General features: G+C 57.1%; 19 protein-coding genes and 2 pseudogenes. 7 read left to right on the top strand and 14 right to left on the bottom strand.

Going from position 1 to position 16,826, the window contains the following annotated elements; translation table 11 throughout:
• Positions 1 to 171: 171 nt before the first annotated feature.
• Together CU103_RS15730 and CU103_RS32775 are read right to left on the bottom strand one after the other, a co-directional pair.
• A complete protein-coding gene (locus CU103_RS15730) occupies positions 172 to 801 on the bottom strand; it encodes an ATP-dependent Clp protease proteolytic subunit (RefSeq protein WP_106664974.1) in 630 nt (209 codons plus the stop codon).
• Positions 802 to 1,034: 233 nt separating this feature from the next.
• A pseudogene (locus tag CU103_RS32775) lies at positions 1,035 to 1,139 on the bottom strand (FAD-dependent oxidoreductase); the annotation flags it as partial.
• Positions 1,140 to 1,251: 112 nt separating this feature from the next.
• On the opposite strand from CU103_RS32775, the gene CU103_RS15720 reads away from it, so the two are divergent.
• Positions 1,252 to 2,502: a cytochrome P450 gene (locus CU103_RS15720; RefSeq protein WP_106664973.1), complete on the top strand. Its 1,251-nt coding sequence runs from the start codon at positions 1,252 to 1,254 to the stop codon at positions 2,500 to 2,502.
• Here the strand turns inward: CU103_RS15720 and CU103_RS15715 are convergent, their stop codons facing one another.
• The 5 genes from CU103_RS15715 to CU103_RS15695 all read right to left on the bottom strand — a co-directional run bounded on the left by CU103_RS15715 (position 2,503) and on the right by CU103_RS15695 (position 6,201).
• Complete coding sequence (locus CU103_RS15715) at positions 2,503 to 2,847, bottom strand: cupin domain-containing protein (RefSeq protein WP_106664972.1); 345 nt, start codon at positions 2,845 to 2,847, stop codon at positions 2,503 to 2,505.
• 4 nt (positions 2,848 to 2,851) lie between these two features.
• On the bottom strand, positions 2,852 to 4,138 hold the full coding sequence (locus tag CU103_RS15710; RefSeq protein ID WP_106664971.1) for an O-acetylhomoserine aminocarboxypropyltransferase: 1,287 nt from the start codon (positions 4,136 to 4,138) through the stop codon (positions 2,852 to 2,854).
• Between the two features lie 239 nt (positions 4,139 to 4,377).
• Positions 4,378 to 4,821, bottom strand: a complete 444-nt coding sequence (locus CU103_RS15705; RefSeq protein ID WP_245448818.1) for a CoA-binding protein — start codon at positions 4,819 to 4,821, stop codon at positions 4,378 to 4,380.
• Entirely contained in the window at positions 4,818 to 5,633 is an 816-nt protein-coding gene (locus CU103_RS15700; protein WP_106665008.1) for an enoyl-CoA hydratase, read from the bottom strand. The genes CU103_RS15705 and CU103_RS15700 overlap by 4 nt, the downstream gene beginning before the upstream one ends.
• 19 nt (positions 5,634 to 5,652) lie before the next feature.
• Positions 5,653 to 6,201 (bottom strand): hypothetical protein, encoded by a 549-nt coding sequence (locus CU103_RS15695; protein WP_106664970.1) that lies wholly within the window; start codon positions 6,199 to 6,201, stop codon positions 5,653 to 5,655.
• A gap of 253 nt (positions 6,202 to 6,454) precedes the next feature.
• Here CU103_RS15695 and CU103_RS15690 point away from each other — a divergent pair, with 253 nt between their 5' ends.
• Positions 6,455 to 6,871 carry a PaaI family thioesterase gene (locus CU103_RS15690; RefSeq protein WP_210203765.1) on the top strand — a complete coding sequence of 139 codons (417 nt, stop codon included), beginning with the start codon at positions 6,455 to 6,457 and terminating at the stop codon, positions 6,869 to 6,871.
• 36 nt (positions 6,872 to 6,907) lie between these two features.
• On the opposite strand, the gene CU103_RS15685 is transcribed toward CU103_RS15690, so the two are convergent.
• The gene (locus CU103_RS15685) at positions 6,908 to 7,909 is read right to left on the bottom strand and encodes an NADP-dependent oxidoreductase (RefSeq protein ID WP_106664968.1); all 1,002 of its coding nucleotides are present in this window, start codon (positions 7,907 to 7,909) and stop codon (positions 6,908 to 6,910) included.
• Positions 7,910 to 7,968: 59 nt separating this feature from the next.
• Positions 7,969 to 8,784, bottom strand: a complete 816-nt coding sequence (locus tag CU103_RS15680; protein WP_106665007.1) for an oxidoreductase — start codon at positions 8,782 to 8,784, stop codon at positions 7,969 to 7,971.
• Positions 8,785 to 8,872: 88 nt separating this feature from the next.
• Here CU103_RS15680 and CU103_RS15675 point away from each other — a divergent pair, with 88 nt between their 5' ends.
• Positions 8,873 to 9,304 (top strand): winged helix-turn-helix transcriptional regulator, encoded by a 432-nt coding sequence (locus CU103_RS15675; RefSeq protein WP_106664967.1) that lies wholly within the window; start codon positions 8,873 to 8,875, stop codon positions 9,302 to 9,304.
• A 246-nt stretch (positions 9,305 to 9,550) separates the two neighbouring features.
• Here CU103_RS15675 and CU103_RS15670 read toward each other — a convergent pair whose 3' ends face one another.
• A complete protein-coding gene (locus CU103_RS15670) occupies positions 9,551 to 10,162 on the bottom strand; it encodes a LysE family translocator (protein WP_106664966.1) in 612 nt (203 codons plus the stop codon).
• Between the two features lie 110 nt (positions 10,163 to 10,272).
• Here CU103_RS15670 and CU103_RS15665 point away from each other — a divergent pair, with 110 nt between their 5' ends.
• Positions 10,273 to 10,734 carry an Lrp/AsnC family transcriptional regulator gene (locus tag CU103_RS15665; protein WP_106664965.1) on the top strand — a complete coding sequence of 154 codons (462 nt, stop codon included), beginning with the start codon at positions 10,273 to 10,275 and terminating at the stop codon, positions 10,732 to 10,734.
• Between the two features lie 22 nt (positions 10,735 to 10,756).
• Here the strand turns inward: CU103_RS15665 and CU103_RS15660 are convergent, their stop codons facing one another.
• From CU103_RS15660 to CU103_RS15645, 4 genes are all read right to left on the bottom strand, one after another.
• Positions 10,757 to 11,218 carry an AAC(3)-I family aminoglycoside N-acetyltransferase gene (locus CU103_RS15660; RefSeq protein WP_106664964.1) on the bottom strand — a complete coding sequence of 154 codons (462 nt, stop codon included), beginning with the start codon at positions 11,216 to 11,218 and terminating at the stop codon, positions 10,757 to 10,759.
• Between the two features lie 69 nt (positions 11,219 to 11,287).
• A complete protein-coding gene (locus CU103_RS15655; RefSeq protein ID WP_106664963.1) occupies positions 11,288 to 12,517 on the bottom strand; it encodes an HlyD family secretion protein in 1,230 nt (409 codons plus the stop codon).
• Positions 12,518 to 12,520: 3 nt separating this feature from the next.
• On the bottom strand, positions 12,521 to 12,946 hold the full coding sequence (locus tag CU103_RS15650; RefSeq protein ID WP_106664962.1) for a hypothetical protein: 426 nt from the start codon (positions 12,944 to 12,946) through the stop codon (positions 12,521 to 12,523).
• A gap of 158 nt (positions 12,947 to 13,104) precedes the next feature.
• Complete coding sequence (locus CU103_RS15645; protein WP_162739735.1) at positions 13,105 to 14,136, bottom strand: LacI family DNA-binding transcriptional regulator; 1,032 nt, start codon at positions 14,134 to 14,136, stop codon at positions 13,105 to 13,107.
• Between the two features lie 152 nt (positions 14,137 to 14,288).
• On the opposite strand from CU103_RS15645, the gene CU103_RS15640 reads away from it, so the two are divergent.
• The 3 genes and pseudogenes from CU103_RS15640 (at position 14,289) to CU103_RS15630 (ending at position 16,813) form a co-directional block, all read left to right on the top strand.
• The gene (locus CU103_RS15640) at positions 14,289 to 15,347 is read left to right on the top strand and encodes a fatty acid desaturase (protein WP_106664960.1); all 1,059 of its coding nucleotides are present in this window, start codon (positions 14,289 to 14,291) and stop codon (positions 15,345 to 15,347) included.
• Between the two features lie 37 nt (positions 15,348 to 15,384).
• A pseudogene (locus tag CU103_RS15635) lies at positions 15,385 to 15,710 on the top strand (MocE family 2Fe-2S type ferredoxin).
• 107 nt (positions 15,711 to 15,817) lie between these two features.
• Entirely contained in the window at positions 15,818 to 16,813 is a 996-nt protein-coding gene (locus tag CU103_RS15630; protein ID WP_106664959.1) for a FecR family protein, read from the top strand.
• Positions 16,814 to 16,826: the final 13 nt, after the last annotated feature.

Below are 16,826 nucleotides of genomic sequence, written 5' to 3'. Positions count from 1 at the left end.
CCGCCACTTCCTCCAGGTGGAAGTGAATAGTCATATGCAGAATAGGCTTCCTAACTCACCAATGACTTAACGTAACGTCTGTTGGCCTCTATGCAAGCCGGATGTGTGGCAGAAAGTCCGCAACCGGGTCAAAAAATGTTCATTTTCGACCCGGCCGGGCAATTTAGCCGATTACTTTCCTTCGCCTTCGATGATCGCACGCGATTCAAGCACCTTGTCGATCAGACCAAACTCGAGTGATTCCGTCGCGGTCATGAAATGATCGCGGTCCAGTGTCCGCTCGATCGTGTCATAGTCGCGGCCCGTATGCTTGACGTAGATTTCGTTCAGACGGCGCTTCAACTTGATGATGTCCTGGGCATGACGTTCGATGTCGGATGCTTGCCCCTGGAAACCGCCCGAAGGCTGGTGCAGCATGATGCGGGCGTTCGGCAGAACGAAGCGCATATCCTTTTCACCAGCGGTCAGGAGTAGCGATCCCATTGATGCTGCCTGACCGAAGCAAAGCGTGGATACGGCCGGGCGGATAAATTGCATCGTGTCATAAATCGCCATGCCGGAGGTGACAACACCACCTGGCGAGTTGATGTACATGCTGATTTCTTTTTTCGGATTCTCCGATTCAAGGAAAAGCAACTGCGCGCAGATCAGCGTCGCCATGCCGTCCTCGATCGGTCCGGTAATAAAGATGATGCGTTCTTTCAGCAGGCGCGAGAAAATATCATAGGCCCGCTCGCCCCGATTGGTCTGTTCGACGACCATGGGCACGAGGTTCATAGCTGTTTCGATTGGATCTCTCATCGGTGGGCCTCAGCGTTTTGGAGAATGAGGAGCTCAAATACCCCAGATTCGTGGATTACACATTCGATACATAGGGCGTAGCCACCCGGTTCCGCAAGATGTTCGCGCTGTGATCCTTCGCAAGGTGATTACTCACGACTGACGATCAAGCGCTTCTGCCCTCAGCCAGCGCCGAAGCAAAGGCATGTCACCATCGTTAATGAACCGGGCGACGCGACGACCGACCGCAGCGTGGGGATCCCCCCTTGCTCAATGAGTGTTACCGAGTGGCCCGCCTTGGTTAATGACCACGCAGTCGACAGACCGGCTATTCCTGCGCCGACAATGGTGATTTTCATGATCAGGTCCTGCTATGTCTTGGGAAAGAGCGAGATTCGAGCCAAATATGAAACGGATTGTGGCCAGTTCTCAATGGCTGCGGTCAATTTTGCATAGACGGAAAATTCATCGATGTCCCTGTCCCGTCCTTCATCGTTCCATTTCGACCCGAATAACCGGCGTCTGCGCCTTGATCCGCACGACCGGACATTTTTCCAGAATCCTTATCCCGCCTACGCGTTGCTTCATGAGGAAACGCAGTCTTTCTTCTGGGAGGATTACGGCTTCTGGTGTTTCATCGGCTATGACGCTGTCAATAAATTGCTGCGCGACCGCCGCTTCGGCCGGGAAAAGCGCTACAGCGCAGCGGATTCACAACGCGTTGCCGGCGACCGCTCGCACTTGAAGCATTTCGACCATATCGAAAAATTCTCGATGCTGGAGCTGGAGCCGCCGGCCCACACACGCCTGCGCACGCTGGTCAACCGCGCGTTCGTTTCGCGTCAGGTCGAGCGTTTGCGTCCACGAATTGAGGCGCTTGCTCATGAATTGATCGACCGGCTTGAGCCGGAGGGCGAAGCCGATCTCATCGGCGAATTCGCAACGCCAATCCCGGTGACGATCATTGCGGAGATGCTAGGAGTCCCGACGGAGACTACACCGCAACTGCTCGACTGGTCGCATCGCATTGTCGCGATGTATATGCATGGCCGCAAACGCCAGTCGGAAAACAGTGCCAATGCAGCGGCGGCGGAATTCGCCAGCTTCTTGCGCGATTATGCCGGACGCCGGCGCGCAGATCCGGCCGACGACCTTCTCAGCCTGCTGCTTGCGGCCGAATCCGATGGTTCAAGACTTTCGGAAGACGAGCTTATTACCACGGCGATCCTGCTGCTCAATGCAGGGCATGAGGCCACCGTGCACCAGACTGGCAATGCCGTGAAGTCGGTCCTCGAATGCGGTAGCGATCCAGCGAGATTGTTCGCGGACGCGGAAAGCACGGTCAAAACAGTGGAGGAGTGCCTTAGATTCGACGCGCCCCTGCACATGTTCACGCGTTATGCCTATGAGGAGATCGATCTTGGCGGGGGCGTTCTGCTCAAGCCAGGCAACCAGATAGGGCTGATGCTGGGCGCCGGCAACCGCGATCCGAGTGCCTTTGCTTCACCTGATGCGTTTATGCCAGGTCGTGACGATCAGAAGAACCTGTCATTCGGAGCGGGTATTCATTTCTGTATCGGCGCACCACTCGCGCGGCTCGAACTTCAGGTTGCATTGAAGGTGCTGTTCGAACGCTTGCCCGGCCTGCGGTTCAAGAAAGCGCCAATTTGCCGTGATACTTACCATTTTCGTGGTCTGGAGAGGCTGGATGTCGAGTGGTGATCAAAGCCTGATCACGTATTCCTTGCGGGTTGTCTCAAGCACTTCCCATGTTCCGCGAAATCCTGGTCGCAATGTAAAACTATCGCCTGCTGCGACGTGGTGTTCTTCGCCGCCATCTTCCGCGATGATCGATCGCCCTGACAGGATATGGCAGAACTCCCATTCGTCATAGGCGATTCTCCACTTGCCGGGAGTTGCCTCCCACATCCCCGCATAGATCCCGCCTTCGGCCTCGTCGCAATTCCAGGTGCGGAACTGCGGATCGCCGGAAATGACGCGCTCGGGTTTGGGCGTTCCATGTTCCGGATCGATGCCGTCGAAATCGATTTTTATAAACTGTTTCATGGATTTAACCTGCTTTTGCAAGTGCCTGTTCAAGATCGGCGATAATGTCCTCGACGCTCTCGATACCAATAGATAGCCGTACCACATCCGGCCCCGCACCGGCGGCAATTTTTTGCTCGTCGCTCAGCTGCCGGTGGGTCGTGGATGCTGGATGGATGATCAGTGATTTCGTATCGCCAAGATTGGCGAGATGCGAGAAGAGCTCCAGATTTTCCACGAGTTTAACGCCGGCGTCATAACCGTCTTTGAGCCCAAAGGTGAAGACGGAACCCGCCCCCTTTGGAGCGTATTTCTTCTGCAACGCATTGTAAGGATCTTCGGGAAGTCCAGCATAACTGACCCACGCCACTTTCTCGTTTCTCGTCAGCCACTTAGCTACAATCAATGCATTATCGACATGACGCTGCATGCGCAGAGGCAAGGTCTCAATCCCCGTCAGAATCTGGAATGCGTTGAAGGGCGAGAGCGCCGGCCCGAGATCGCGCAAGCCAAGCACGCGGCAGGCGATTGCAAAAGCGAAATTTCCAAAGGTTTCATGCAAGACAACGCCGTTATATTCCGAACGCGGCTCCGACAGCAGCGGGTAATTGCCCGATTTCGACCAGTCGAACGTACCACAGTCGACGATGACGCCACCCATCGAATTGCCATGGCCGCCAAGGAACTTCGTTGCAGAATGCACAATGATATCAGCACCATGTTCGATCGGCCGGACGAGATAAGGCGATGCCAGAGTGTTGTCGACGATGAGCGGGAGGTCATGCCGATGGGCGATCTCGGCAATAGCGGCGATGTCGGTGATGATGCCGCCAGGGTTGGCGATGCTCTCGATGAAGATGGCGCGGGTACGCTCGTCGATTTGGGTCTCGAAGGAGGAAAGGTCATCCGCTTCGGCCCAGCGCACGCGCCAGTCGAAGGACTTGAACGATTGGCCGAACTGGTTGATCGACCCGCCGTAAAGCTTGTTCGAGGCAACGAAATTGTCACCTGGCTGCATCAGCGTGTGAAATACCAGAAGTTGCGCTGCATGGCCCGATGCCACCGCAAGCGCCGCCGTGCCGCCCTCAAGTGCTGCTACACGTTCTTCCAATACCGCGTTGGTTGGATTGGTTATTCTGGTGTAAATATTGCCGAAGGCTTTCAACCCGAACAATGACGCGGCATGATCAGCGTCGTCGAATACGAACGCTGTCGTCTGGTAAATTGGCGTCGCTCTTGCCCCGGTCGCAGGGTCTGGTTTAGCGCCCGCATGGACCGCAAGTGTTTCGATTCCAGGTGCGCGATGCGCCATATTTGTCTCCATGTCATTGGGCTGGTTTGATCAGGCTATGGGATTGCGAGGCTGGCGCCAAGCAGGCATTTCCGCAACCGAATACAATCTATATTCGTCCTGCAATTGAGATTCGTAAGCCATTTTTGTGGATTCTTGAGCACGAATCCCTCGTAGTTGAGCAGGAATTACCTGCACACGAGAAATTTCCGCGTCAGTATGGCCGAAGCGCGGTGCGTACCAATGCGACAGCCGGAAATTCAGGATTCATCCATTCCGAGCAGGGCGTATTCGATCGCCGGACAGCGGTCCATTATGACCGTGATACCGGCCGCCTCGGCTCTGACTGCCGCGGCTTCATGGCGCACGCCAAGCTGCATCCAGATCACTTTCGGCAAAGGCTTCACCGCCAGCACCTCACCGACCAGGTCCGGGACCGCAAAGGAGTTGCGGAAGACATCGACCATATCGATTGGTACCGGAATGTCGGCAAGATGGGCGTAGACCTTCTGCCCGAGAAGCTCCTTGCCGGCCAGGCCCGGATTGACCGGGATAACCTGATAACCTTTGGCCAGCAGGAATTGCATGACGGTGTGGCTCGGCCGCTGTTCCTTGGCCGACGCTCCGACCAGGGCGATGCTCCTGACCGAGGAAAGGATGCTGCGGATGAGACTGTCGGAGTAGTGATTATGATCCTGCATCATTCGCCCTTCCACTCGGGCTGACGCTTTTCGATAAATGCATTGATGCCCTCTTCCGCGTCCAGCGCCAGCATGTTGTCTACCATTACTTGCGCGGCATATTCGTAAGCCTCCGTCAGCCCCATCTCCACCTGCCTGTAGAACGCCTCCTTGCCGATCTTCACCGTCAAAGGTGATTTGGCAGCAATGGTTTGCGCATATTTCCTGACAATCGGTCCGAGATACTCCTGGGGCACGACGCGGTTGACCAATCCGAATTCACGGGCCGTCGAAGCATCGATGGTCTCGCCGGTCAGGAGCATCTCCATCGCCTGCTTGCGGGATACGTTGCGTGAAAGAGCCACCATCGGCGTCGAACAGAAAAGGCCGATATTGACGCCGGGCGTGCAGAACGTCGATTTGTCGGTACAGATCGCGAGATCACAAGACGCGACCAGCTGGCAACCCGCCGCGGTCGCCAGACCATTGACAGCGGCGATAACAGGTTTGGGATGGCGGACGATCGCTTGCATCAGCTCGGCGCAAAGCTGCATGGTCTTTTCGAAGAAGTCCCTGCCCCGATCTGCATCCTTACGATGGGCACTGAGTTCCTTCAGATCATGTCCCGCGGAAAACAATTTCTGCGCGGAGTCGACGATAATGACACGAACCGCGACGTCATCCCGCGCCGATTGGAGATGATCGAGCAGCAATTGCATCATTGCCAGAGAAAGTGCATTGGCCGGCGGGTTCTGCAAAGTCAGCCGCAATATTCCGCCCGACAATTCATACCCGACGATCGGCTCTCCTTGGCGGATGGCGTGGACTTCTCCCATTTCGTTCCTCTTTCGGCGACTATTGCGCAGGCGGCGCCCATAGCTCATAGAATGGTTTCAATGTGCGCAAATGGCGCCGGACAATGGCCATGTTCGCCTCGTCCGGTTTTGCATTCTCCACCTTGGCAAGTCCAGCCCTCAAGCCCTCGATCATATCTGCCTTTTCCTGATCGGTCAGATTGGACATCGCAGGAATCGCGCCGATCGCCTTGTCCACTTCCTGCCGCGGATCGGGATTGGTCACCCAATGATAAGTGACCATAATTGTATTGGTAGTATCGACCCAGTCTGCAAAGCTGGCAAAGCCAAATTCTGCTGCCTTCTTATCCAATATCGCCTTTCTCTGTTCCGCTTCACCTTTGCCGTCCAGTTCCCGAATCGTGGCGGCCACGGGGGCAAATCCATAGAGAAAGCGCGTGACCATATCTTCGGTCAAAGCGACTGGGTGGTCAGGCAGACTAAAGGCTTGAACGGTTTGCACAGGCGGTGGCGGCGTTTGCGTCGCGAGGAACCCCGCATAGGCAAGCGCGGCAAAACAGGTTGCAACAATTAATCCTGGCGGTTTCATCAGTGGCATCCTTGTAAAGACGATGCGAACTACAAGAGCATTCTTGTCCTATATAGAGCCCGTTCTGTTCCCGGATGGCGAGGCGATCCACGCGGAAAGTGGCGAAGCCGATAAAACACATCGGTCTTGCCAAATGCCTCGACCTTGTCCACAAATTCCCTCCGGCAGAACAACCCGTATGGACAAAACTTGCCCTACAAATAGCAGTGAAATCTTTAAGAAAACAGGCGGAGGCAGGTTTGTGGGGATATTGATGGATGTGGAAGCGCTTTCATCCTTTCTGGAACGTGAATTTCCGCAGGTAAATGCTCATGGAATGGCATTCACCGTAACGGATGCCGGTGCCGGCTTCGCATCGATGCGGCTCGACCCGATGGACCGCCATTTGCGCCCAGGTGGCACGGTTTCCGGACCGACCCTTTTTGCGCTGGCCGACCTAACCGCCTATGTCGCCATCCTTGCGCAGATCGGGCCGGTGGCCCTGGCGGTAACGACAAACCTGAACATCAATTTCCTGCGCAAGCCTGAGCTCGGGCCCATCGACGCCACGGCCAAGCTGCTGAAACTCGGCAAGCGGCTCGCCGTGGTCGACATTTTTATGACCAGCGCCGTCAACGGCGAACTGGTGGCACATGCAACCTCGACCTATTCGATCCCGCCGCAGGCATAGCTGCCACACTGCCAGTGATCGCCCCTGGCCCACGCATCATTTGACAGCGACGACCACTTTTCCCTTCGCACGACCCGTTTCGACATAGTCCAGCGCCTCATTGATCTTCTCGAACGGAAAGACCCGATCCACAACGGGTCGTAGGGCACCTGCCTCGATCAGAGAGGTAATCTGACCAAGCTGCGCGCCATTGGCCGTCATGAAGTGGAAGGAATAGCCGATGCCTTGGCGTTTCGATTTTCTCCTGATGCCGAAACTCAGCAGGCGCATGACCAGTCGAAGCAGCCAGCCGGAACCGTTCTGCCTCGCGAAATCCGGGTCCGGCGGACCGGAAATCGAGATCAGTTTCCCGCCCGGTTTCAGCACACCAAGCGATTTCTCCAGCGTGTCTTTGCCGAGGCTGTTCAGTACGACGTCGTAATCCTGCAGGACCTCCTCGAAGTTGTCCTTCTTGTAGTCGATCACGGCATCTGCGCCGAGCCCTTCGACGAGATCGACATTTGCTGTGCTTGTGGTCGTCGCCACATAAGCCCCGAGATGCTTGGCAAGCTGGATCGCGATCGTGCCCACGCCGCCCGAGCCGGCATGGATCAGGATTTTCTGCCCCTTCTGCAGGTTGGCCCGCTCGACAAGCACCTGCCATGCCGTCAGAGCGACAAGCGGAATCGATGCGGCCTCTTCCATGGTCAGGTTGTCCGGCTTCATCGCTACATCGGCCTCGTCCATGGCGATATATTCGGCAAATGTCCCGATGCGATCCTGGGCCGGACGTGCATAGACCTCGTCACCGGGCTTGAACCGCCGGACATTGGCGCCGACCCGGACCACGACGCCCGCCAAATCGTTGCCGAGGATAAGTGGAAGGCGGTATGGCAGGATGAGCTTGAACTCGCCATCTCTGATCTTGGCATCCAGAACATTCACACTGGCGGCATGAATCTCCACCATCACATCATTCTCACGCAGTTCCGGCGCCGGACTTTCCGTGAAGCGCAGGGCACCATTTTTGACATAGCGGTCGATCAGGAATGATTTCATAAGAACAAACTTTCGATTCTGCGGTCAGGCGGCGACGCCAATAATGTGGCGATGGACGTTCAGTCCGGAAGCCTACTGAACTTCCGCAAGTTCTTGTCGACGAAGGACTCCGGCAGGAAGCGGCGCATAAACCGGACTTGCGCGGCCGCTTTGCCTGCAGTGTAGCGCCTCTTGGGCGATGCCGCATTGGCGGCCCTTACCACCGCTGCGGCGACCACCTCGGGTGCGTCACCCTTTTCAATGACTTCCCGCATCTGCGTCTCCGCGTAGGCACGAATAGTCTCATAGACGGGAAGCGGCTGGTCCGGCCGGGTGAGGTTCTCTTCAAAGGATGTGCGGGTCGCACCTGGCTCGACAAGCACAACGCGGATGCCCTGCGTTCTAACCTCGTGGTCGAGAGATTCCGAATAGCCCTCGATAGCGTGTTTGGTCGATGCGTAGAGCGCATTATAGGGAGCGGGAATGAGCCCGAGTATCGAACTCAGGTTGATAATTCGGCCCTTTTGCTGGCGTCGCATTGCGGGCAGGACTGCATTTGTCATTCGCAGGACGCCGAACACGTTCACGTCGAACACAGCCTTCGCCTGTGCCGCAGAGGACTCTTCAGCGCCGCCGAGCAGCCCGATCCCGGCATTGTTGACCAGTAGATCGATCTGCCCGGTGCGGCTTAGAACGTCATCCACGACCGCCTGTACCGATGCGTCATCGGTTACATCGCAGATCAGCATCGTGATCCCGTCCGGGGTATCCGACATTGGCTTTCGGCTGGTGCCGAAGACACGATAGCCATCGCGCCGCAGCGCTTTTGCCGTCACCAGCCCGATTCCGGAGGAAGCGCCCGTTACCAAGGCGACGCGGGGTTCTGTCTTGCTCATTGCTTTTGCCTTCATTTTGTCGTGGAACATCGATGAATAATCAGTTACTATGGATTTAGTAGTAAGTCACTATCAAAAAGATATCGACATGAAGAATCTTTCAAACCAGCCATGCCTGATCGCCCGAAGCCTCGCCCTCGTGGGCGATGCATGGAGCATGCTGATCATGCGGGATGCCCATGCGGGCCTCACCCGTTTTGATGAATTCCGCAAGAGTCTGGGTATCGCGCCGACGATGCTGACGGGGCGACTTTCAGCCCTGACTGACGAGGGGCTGCTGGAGAAACGCCGTTATTCCGACCGCCCGCCCCGGGACGAATATGTGCTGACGGAAGCTGGCCGCGATTTTCTGCCGGTGCTGTTTGCTATCGGTGCGTGGGGACGCAAGCATCGCGGCGGGGGAAATGTCACCCGTTTCTTCGACGCCGAGACCGGAACGGAGATCGACCCGGTTACCATTGATCGTGAGACCGGCGCTCCCGTCGGAACACGCCCCATTCGTATTGCCGCACCCGAATGAGCGCCGGCACGGGACATGAAGCAGCGCCTGACGATGCCCATTGGAAGCCCCGTTCCCGCATCAACTCAAGCTTGCACCAGGAAAGAGGCTGGGAGGCGATGCGCAGCCGTGGAGTCGTCGGGACACCGGCGGTTTGGTTCACCCAAAAGGTGTAATCCTTTCGGAGTAATCTGCGGCGACGGCCTTGCCGTCGATCCCCGTTGAAGAGGACGAAGTCGCGGAGCCGGCCATTTCCGGCCGCAACCGCTAGCTCACAGCAAGCCTCGCGGCGGCAACGATCAGAAGCCCACCGGCCGCGCCTTCAACGCATCTGCGATGATGATCGCTGAAACCGCCGCGCTTGCCAGCGGCCGCAACGACGAAACTCAGAATTGTGTAGATAAGGCCGCACAAGCCAATGAAGAGTGCAGAGAGCATCGACGCTTGCAGGGCGATGTTTCCTTCATGGTGGATGAATTGCGGCAGGATTGCAAAATAGATCATCATCCCCTTGGGGTTGAGGAACGCGGTCAAGAAACCCCGTTGAAGCTGATTTTTGTTCGCCGCGGTCACCAGAGTAAGCATGCCGGCCTTCATGGCCGACTTGATAAGCTGGAAAGCCAGGTAGGCCAGGTAGGCGACGCCGACCCAGCGAAGTGCGGCGAAGAGACCCGGTGAGGCCGCGACGATGGCGGCTACACCCAGGGCCACCAGCGCCGAGTGCACAATGTAGCCGATGCAGACACCTGCCGTTGACCGCAGGCCGGCCGGTGCTCCGCCGGAAAGTGCTTGCGAAGCCACGAACAGCATATCCGGACCCGGGGTACAGATGAGCGGGAGTACAGTGGCAGCGAAAAGGAGCAAAGTCGTCGTTTCCATGACTGGCATCATAGGCCCGGATGCACGCAACCGGGTTGCGTAGATGCCAATTTTTATTACATAATTGGAATCGAAATCAGGGAACCGGCTATTGTTAGCAGGAAATGCCAATGCGCCTCGACGAACTGGACAAGCGTATCTTACGTGCCCTGCAGCGCGACGGCCGGCTGCAAAATGTCGAGCTGGCGAGGGAAGTCGGCTTGTCTCCATCGCCCTGTTTGCGGCGGGTCAAGCTTCTCGAAGACGCCGGGATCATCGACCGCTATGTGGCGGTGCTCAAGCCGGAGAAAGTGGGATTGCCGCTCTCGATGTTTGCGCGCGTATGGCTGACCGCACAGGATGCGGAGACCATCGACCATTTCATGGAGGCAATGAAGAAGCTCCCACAGGTGTTGGAGTGCTACATCATGTTGGGCGAGAGCGACGCCCTGCTGCGTGTCGCCGTTGCTGACCTCGACGACTACCGGCACTTCCAGTCAACGCACCTTACCAAGGTCAACGGTATCCAGAACGTCAAGACGGACATACCGAGCCAGATCGTGAAACAGACGTACGCGCTGCCACTACGATAAGGGCTGCCTGTCGATGCCCATGTCAGTCCACGCCGATGTCGAAATGCAGTACGTCTTCGCGTACCCCGAGCTTTTCGTACAATGCGATCGCCGGATCGTCACCGTGATCCGCCTGAACATATACGACCCAGGCGCCGCGGTGCCTGGCAATATCCCGTAAGCGGTGGATCAGAGACGTCGCTATTCCCTGACGGCGATAGTTTTCGTCAACCGCGAGGTCGTAGATATAGAACTCACGCCGCGCCTGCTCAAACTTGTCGAGTTCGTAGGCGACGAGCCCGCCGGCGAGACCTTCGCCTGCCAGTGCAACCAGGGCCACAATGTGATCCTTGGCAAGAATGCCCCTCAAATACACATCAGTCGGCGGCTCGCTTCCATATGCCCCGGGATCAGAAAATGCATTGCCGAACAAGGCATTCAACTGGCGGAGGAGCGAGATGTCGTCCGGTGTGAGCCGCTTGAGCGTAAAGTGCTGAAAGTCCATGAAATAGTTCTACCACAGTTCTGAAACGCTTTTACTTGCGGTCTGGCGCCTTTCCTGAATCTCAGAGTCTCAGTGGCCTCCCAACACGAGCGTCTGGACGGGCAGCAGCAGCGCCTGAATTCGAAGAATCATCGCATGCACGATCGCTATCGCATCGACGACATGCAGGAACATCCATTCTGCTGTGCCAATATCTTTTGCGGCGAGAGCTTCATGATTGTTGGTATAGGCATTGGCGATACAGCTGCTGCCTGGCGGCAAGCCGGCCAGCAGACCGGGATAGAGCGGTTCGAGGAAGACGGTGAGTGTCCCTCCCTGGGCAATCTGCCGTACATCGACAAGTTGGTCTGTCGGCCGCAATTGTCCCGCGGCGATAACATCCTGTACTTCAGTGACGACCATGGGAATGATCGTAAATGGCTTGCCGATACACGTGGCCTCGGCAATCATCCCCTTTTTCATCACCTGCGCCTCGATCTGACCAAAGCCGGCAATCAGTGCTCCACGTCCGGCCTCTTGCGGGACGAGAATGCCGGCCGGCCGGATCATCGTGTTTACAATATCGCCGGGCCGAAGCGTGAACTGCTGGACGGTTCCAGCGACGCCGGCCCGAACCAGGGTTTTATCCAGCTCGACTTGTGCCTGCGCGAGCGCTGCCTCTGCACTCGCCTTCTGAGCAGGCAGGAGCGAGTCCAGTTTCGTCTCGATCGTCCGCTTGTTTGCAACAGAGGCGTCAAGCCCACCTTTCCGGCCGTCCGCGACGACTTGCAAGCGCTCAACCTCGCGGACCGAAACGTCCGCCCTGCGCCGCAGAAGCTCTTGCCTCGTCGCCAACTCGTCCAAAGCTTGCTGGTATGCGCCCTGCGCCTGCTGAATGAGACCGTCCGCCGCGGCCAGTTCTGTTTGCGCCACTGTCGTCTCGGCGACGGTTTCAGCTATGCGGCGTTGCGCCGTCTCCCGCGCCGCCTCCTGTTCGGAGCTGTCGAGCCGGAATAGCGGCGCGCCTGATTCTACCTTCGCATTGACGCCAACAAACACCTCGGCAACGCGGCCGGTGGTTTCCGGGAGGATGGTCACGGTACGGAATATCGCGGTGACGTTCTTTGTCGAAGGATGATAGTAAAAGATAAGGGTGATCAACGAAACAGTCAGCAACAGGCACGCCGTAATTCCCCAGCGTAATTCGTACCACATCGTATAGAGGGTAATCTCGCGCCCGATGCGCTTTCCTTGGACGTAGCGGCGGAAAAGATAATCGGGCAACACCGTGAGCATGGAACAGAGAATGAGCTCAAACATGACTCAAATACCTCCGCCCGCAGCATCAGATTTCGGTGACACATCAGGGGGCGGTGGGACGATGGCCTCCTCCTTTACTTCAGTATTACGACCCGAGAGTTTTTCGAGCGACTGTGCCATTGAACCCATTGGTGTCGAAAAATCCGGCAGATCGATCAGCGCAAGCAACAAACCGGCAATCCAGAAAAGATGGTTATGGGTAAACAGGGAGATAAGCGCCAGGACAGCCACCAACTCCATTTGCACCTTTTTCGTGCGATGGGCCATTTGCTCGGGTAGTGCATGGAGTTTGAAATAGATATTGCCGATGAGCAGGATCATTGCCAGGAGGACAACGACGACGACGTTGAATAGCCAGTCAGTTTGGCCAGGCGCCGTAACAAAAGCTGGCAGGTGTTCCACCGCCGCGGGATGTAGACTGCTGTCCAATGTTCCGCCCCTCCAAGACTGCCGCCACAGTACATCATGTCAGCCTACCCCCCAACATGCATTTGATTGCAACTGGAGAAAAGTACGTAACAGTAACTACGCAAGTGAAGCGCCCTCGCCGTCCGCAGCGCGACAGCATGCGCGAATACTCTTGATCGCTACAAGCTCTCCGGAGAAAAAATCTGCATCGGATAATTCTGGTGTGCGTACTGCCACCCGGTCTGCGGCTGAAGGCTCCGTTCCACCAGGAGTTCCACTGTCCCTTTTGCGATAGCGTCGATCGGATGGGAGAGGACAATCTTTAAGGTTCCATCAATCAATCCGCGAGCCGTGGTTTCGGTCAGATCATGCCCGACGATTGGAAGCGTGCGCTCCCGGCCGGCTTCCCTCACCGCCTTCAATACGCCCTCGATGCCCCCGCCTGCGATATACAGGCCGTTTATGCCGGGACGCTGCCGCAACAGATTTAGGGTCGCCTCAAAAGCGTATTCGTCACGCTCGAGCGTCGCGACAGGATCAATCAGAACGAAGTCCGGAGCGCTTTCCCGAAGATACGACCTGAACCCGCTCTCGCAAGCCTCCTGACAAAGATAGCGGTGGCTGCCTACGAAGATCGATACAGTCGAATTTGCCGGCAGCATGTTCGACAGGAACCAAGCGGCTGTTCGCCCTACCTTCCTGTTATCAAGACCGGCATAGCCCGCCCGCGACGCCGCCGTCAGATCGGAAATCAGCGCGACGACCGGGATCGATTTCGAGCTGAGCGTTTCGATGGCCGCAGTCACGTTGGGGTGGTCGGCGGCCACCACTGCAACACCGTCTGCGATCCTGCCCATCCGCAGCAGGGTTTCCGCTATGGCTCCCGGCGTGAGATCGTCCATAAACTCGATGACGGCCTTGCTCCGGACCAACGCACATTCGTCTGTTGCCTTTTGCAGAGCCTCGCCAAGCAATTTGTAGAAAGCAGTCGATTTCTGTTGAAGCAGGAAGGCAAATGTCCGCTGCGGCAGATCCGCCTTCAGACGCTGCCTCAGAAGCGGGGTTGCATAGAAGCCGATGCGTTCGGCCGCATCGAGTACACGCCGCGCCGTTTCTTCGCGCACATCGGCGCGTCCGTTCAGCACACGATCGACCGTGGAAAGGCCAACACCGGCCTCCTTCGCCAGAGCAGACATGTTTGGACGCCGCATACCGATCTCCATGAAACTATTCTTTCATCTTGAGTATCGGCGTTTTCGGCAATTTTTGAAAGAAAAAATGTCAAACTGTTGAATGAATCTCTCCAGAAACATAAGATCGCTCATCGCCGGCTCGCTGTTGGCGGGAGGAATGGGAGGCCATCATGGAAAGAACGTATCGCAGCTACGCGCTCGTCGGCGATGCGAGCGGCGCAGCTGACATCACTGGAGACACGTTCGAGGACAAAGTCGAAGCGGAGTGGTTTTCCGCCAGGGTAGACAGGAAAGCGTTCAAGCAATTAATCAAGCGATCCGACGCTGCCGGCTTGCGGCACTTCGGCATGTGGCTGGCCTTGCTCGCCGGCTCAGGATCTGCGGCGTTTCTCACCTGGGGGACATTGTGGTGTGTCCCTGCTTTCCTCGTCTACGGTCTCGTCTATTCGATGTCCGATCACCATGCACATGAGCTGTCGCACGGAACCCCGTTCAAGACGCGCCGGATCAATGAAATCCTCTATCATCTCAACGGCTTCATGACGTTGCATGAAGGGCATTATTGGCGTTGGAGCCACTCCCGCCACCATACCGAGACGCTTATCGTCGGCCGTGACCCTGAGATCGCCGTGCCGCGCCCACCAGACATTGCCGGAATGTTCCTCGATCTCTTCTTTATCAAATCGGGTCTGAAACAGATCGGCTCCATTTTCCGGCAGGCATTCGGCGGCTTGAACGAAGAAGGCCGTCACTTCATTCCCGACGGTGAGAAACGCAAGGTTTTCTGGTCGTCGCGGGTCTATGTCGCGATCTTTGCCGGAGTTATCCTGGGATGCATCATCACCAGCTCGATCCTGCCGGCAATGTTTATCGTCCTGCCCCGTTTCTACGGCGGGTTCATGGCTCAGTTGTTCAACCTGACCCAGCATGCCGGCATGCAGGAGGATATTCGCGACCACCGTCTCAGCACGCGGACCTGGTACACCAATTCCTTTTTCCGCTTCATGTACATCAACATGAACTACCATATCGAACACCACATGTTTCCAATGGTGCCTTTCTACAATCTTCCCAAACTGCACGAGATGATCAAGGAGGAATGCCCGCCGGCCTATCCTGGGCTTCTGGCCTGTTACGCCGAGATCATTCCCGCGGTGCTCAAGCAGGTGGAGGACCCGAGCTGGTATGTCCGCCGTCCGCTACCATTGACGGTCGTAGCGGCCGAATGAGCAGCAACTTCATCATTTTCAAGGAGGATAGCGCGCGATGATTACGCTTGAAGCAAACACCTGGATCCCCGCCTGCGATGCTGATGCCATCGAAGAGGAGGATGTCATCCGTTTCGATCACGCTGGCCGGACATTCGCTATCGCTCCCCGGAGGACCAGTACTTCGCGACGGACGGACTCTGCACTCATGAACACGTACACTTGGCAGATGGTCTCGTCATGGACCACATTATCGAATGTCCGAAGCATAACGGGCGGTTCGATTACCGGACCGGCGACGCGAAAGGTGCGCCCGTCTGCGTCAACCTCAAGACCTACCCGGTTAAGGTCGAAGGCGGAAAAGTGCTCATTAACATCGGCTGACCGGTTGCCGGCTTCCTCATGAAAACGGTTGCGTACGATCTAACCAAAATGGGTAAAGAGACCCGCACTCCCTAGCATGTTAGACTGAACCGTTCAGGAGGGGTGTGATGTGGCATATGTGCGGCGCCGCCGCAATCGCGGCGCTCGGTCTCACGCTTTGCAATCCGTTGCCGGCAATGGCGGCCGAGCCAGTCGGCGAAGCCGTGCTGATCAAGACCGAAGTGAGGGGTGCCAGTGGTCCACTGGCGGTCAAAGACCCGGTCCACCGGGATGAACGGATCAAGACATCCCAATCCGGACTTGGCCAGTTTCTTTTCCAGGACGGCACCAAGCTTGCTGTGGGATGGGGCTCGTCCGTGGTCATCGACAGATTTGTTTACGACGACACAAAATCGCTCAAACGGCTAACCATCAAAGCGGCAAAGGGAACGTTCCGCTGGATCAGCGGAAACTCGAAATCCTCGGCCTATGAGATCTTGACGCCCGCCGGAACGATTGGAGTGCGCGGAACTGCCTTCGACTTCTCCATCGGCGCCGATGGTACGACTGCCGTCGTCCTGTTGAGCGGCCGGGCAGAATTCTGCGGTCCAGGAGGCTGCAGGCAATTAACGCGGCGGTGCGATTGTGTCGTCGCCAAACGCAATGGCAGCATGACTGACCCCCGCCGGGTCACCAGGGATGTGCTCAGAACGCTTGGCAGCCAGCGCTCCCTGCCGTTCCTCTCCGGCAGCCAACAGCTCACGGGAGGACTAGGTATTGCAGGAGTTGGTGGATGCGGCCTCGCATCGGTTGAAAACCCGAAGGATCGCAACCCTGAGCGCGCTGCCCCGCAATCCAGTCCGGAACCGCGGGCCCCGCAAGCCCCGCCAGACCGGCCCGCTCCACCGGACCGGCCTGCACCGGCCTCCCCGCCTGACAAACCGGCTCCTCCGGATGATCCCGCCCCGCCGGAAAAACCGCACAAACCGGATAAGGTGAAGCATGACAAGCCGCACAAGGACCATAGCAGGCACCACAGGGGTCACCGCGACACGGATCACGGCCGTTACGACAGCGACCGCCATGACAGGGGGCACCACGGCAGAGGCGGACATGGCAAATAGCATTCTGTGAAGC

The sequence above is a fragment of the Phyllobacterium sophorae genome (assembly GCF_003010965.1).
GTDB classification, from domain to species: domain Bacteria; phylum Pseudomonadota; class Alphaproteobacteria; order Rhizobiales; family Rhizobiaceae; genus Phyllobacterium; species Phyllobacterium sophorae.
Note: the sequence above shows the minus strand (reverse complement) of the source record. Positions and strands in the feature narration are given on the sequence as shown.

Coding starts and splice junctions, on each gene's coding strand:
- CU103_RS15730 (WP_106664974.1), bottom strand. CDS start 801: ATGAGAGATCCAATCGAAACAGCTATGAACCTCGTGCCCATGGTCGTC.
- CU103_RS15720 (WP_106664973.1), top strand. CDS start 1,252: ATGTCCCTGTCCCGTCCTTCATCGTTCCATTTCGACCCGAATAACCGG.
- CU103_RS15715 (WP_106664972.1), bottom strand. CDS start 2,847: ATGAAACAGTTTATAAAAATCGATTTCGACGGCATCGATCCGGAACAT.
- CU103_RS15710 (WP_106664971.1), bottom strand. CDS start 4,138: ATGGCGCATCGCGCACCTGGAATCGAAACACTTGCGGTCCATGCGGGC.
- CU103_RS15705 (WP_245448818.1), bottom strand. CDS start 4,821: ATGATGCAGGATCATAATCACTACTCCGACAGTCTCATCCGCAGCATC.
- CU103_RS15700 (WP_106665008.1), bottom strand. CDS start 5,633: ATGGGAGAAGTCCACGCCATCCGCCAAGGAGAGCCGATCGTCGGGTAT.
- CU103_RS15695 (WP_106664970.1), bottom strand. CDS start 6,201: ATGAAACCGCCAGGATTAATTGTTGCAACCTGTTTTGCCGCGCTTGCC.
- CU103_RS15690 (WP_210203765.1), top strand. CDS start 6,455: ATGGATGTGGAAGCGCTTTCATCCTTTCTGGAACGTGAATTTCCGCAG.
- CU103_RS15685 (WP_106664968.1), bottom strand. CDS start 7,909: ATGAAATCATTCCTGATCGACCGCTATGTCAAAAATGGTGCCCTGCGC.
- CU103_RS15680 (WP_106665007.1), bottom strand. CDS start 8,784: ATGAGCAAGACAGAACCCCGCGTCGCCTTGGTAACGGGCGCTTCCTCC.
- CU103_RS15675 (WP_106664967.1), top strand. CDS start 8,873: ATGAAGAATCTTTCAAACCAGCCATGCCTGATCGCCCGAAGCCTCGCC.
- CU103_RS15670 (WP_106664966.1), bottom strand. CDS start 10,162: ATGGAAACGACGACTTTGCTCCTTTTCGCTGCCACTGTACTCCCGCTC.
- CU103_RS15665 (WP_106664965.1), top strand. CDS start 10,273: ATGCGCCTCGACGAACTGGACAAGCGTATCTTACGTGCCCTGCAGCGC.
- CU103_RS15660 (WP_106664964.1), bottom strand. CDS start 11,218: ATGGACTTTCAGCACTTTACGCTCAAGCGGCTCACACCGGACGACATC.
- CU103_RS15655 (WP_106664963.1), bottom strand. CDS start 12,517: ATGTTTGAGCTCATTCTCTGTTCCATGCTCACGGTGTTGCCCGATTAT.
- CU103_RS15645 (WP_162739735.1), bottom strand. CDS start 14,136: ATGCGGCGTCCAAACATGTCTGCTCTGGCGAAGGAGGCCGGTGTTGGC.
- CU103_RS15640 (WP_106664960.1), top strand. CDS start 14,289: ATGGAAAGAACGTATCGCAGCTACGCGCTCGTCGGCGATGCGAGCGGC.
- CU103_RS15630 (WP_106664959.1), top strand. CDS start 15,818: ATGTGGCATATGTGCGGCGCCGCCGCAATCGCGGCGCTCGGTCTCACG.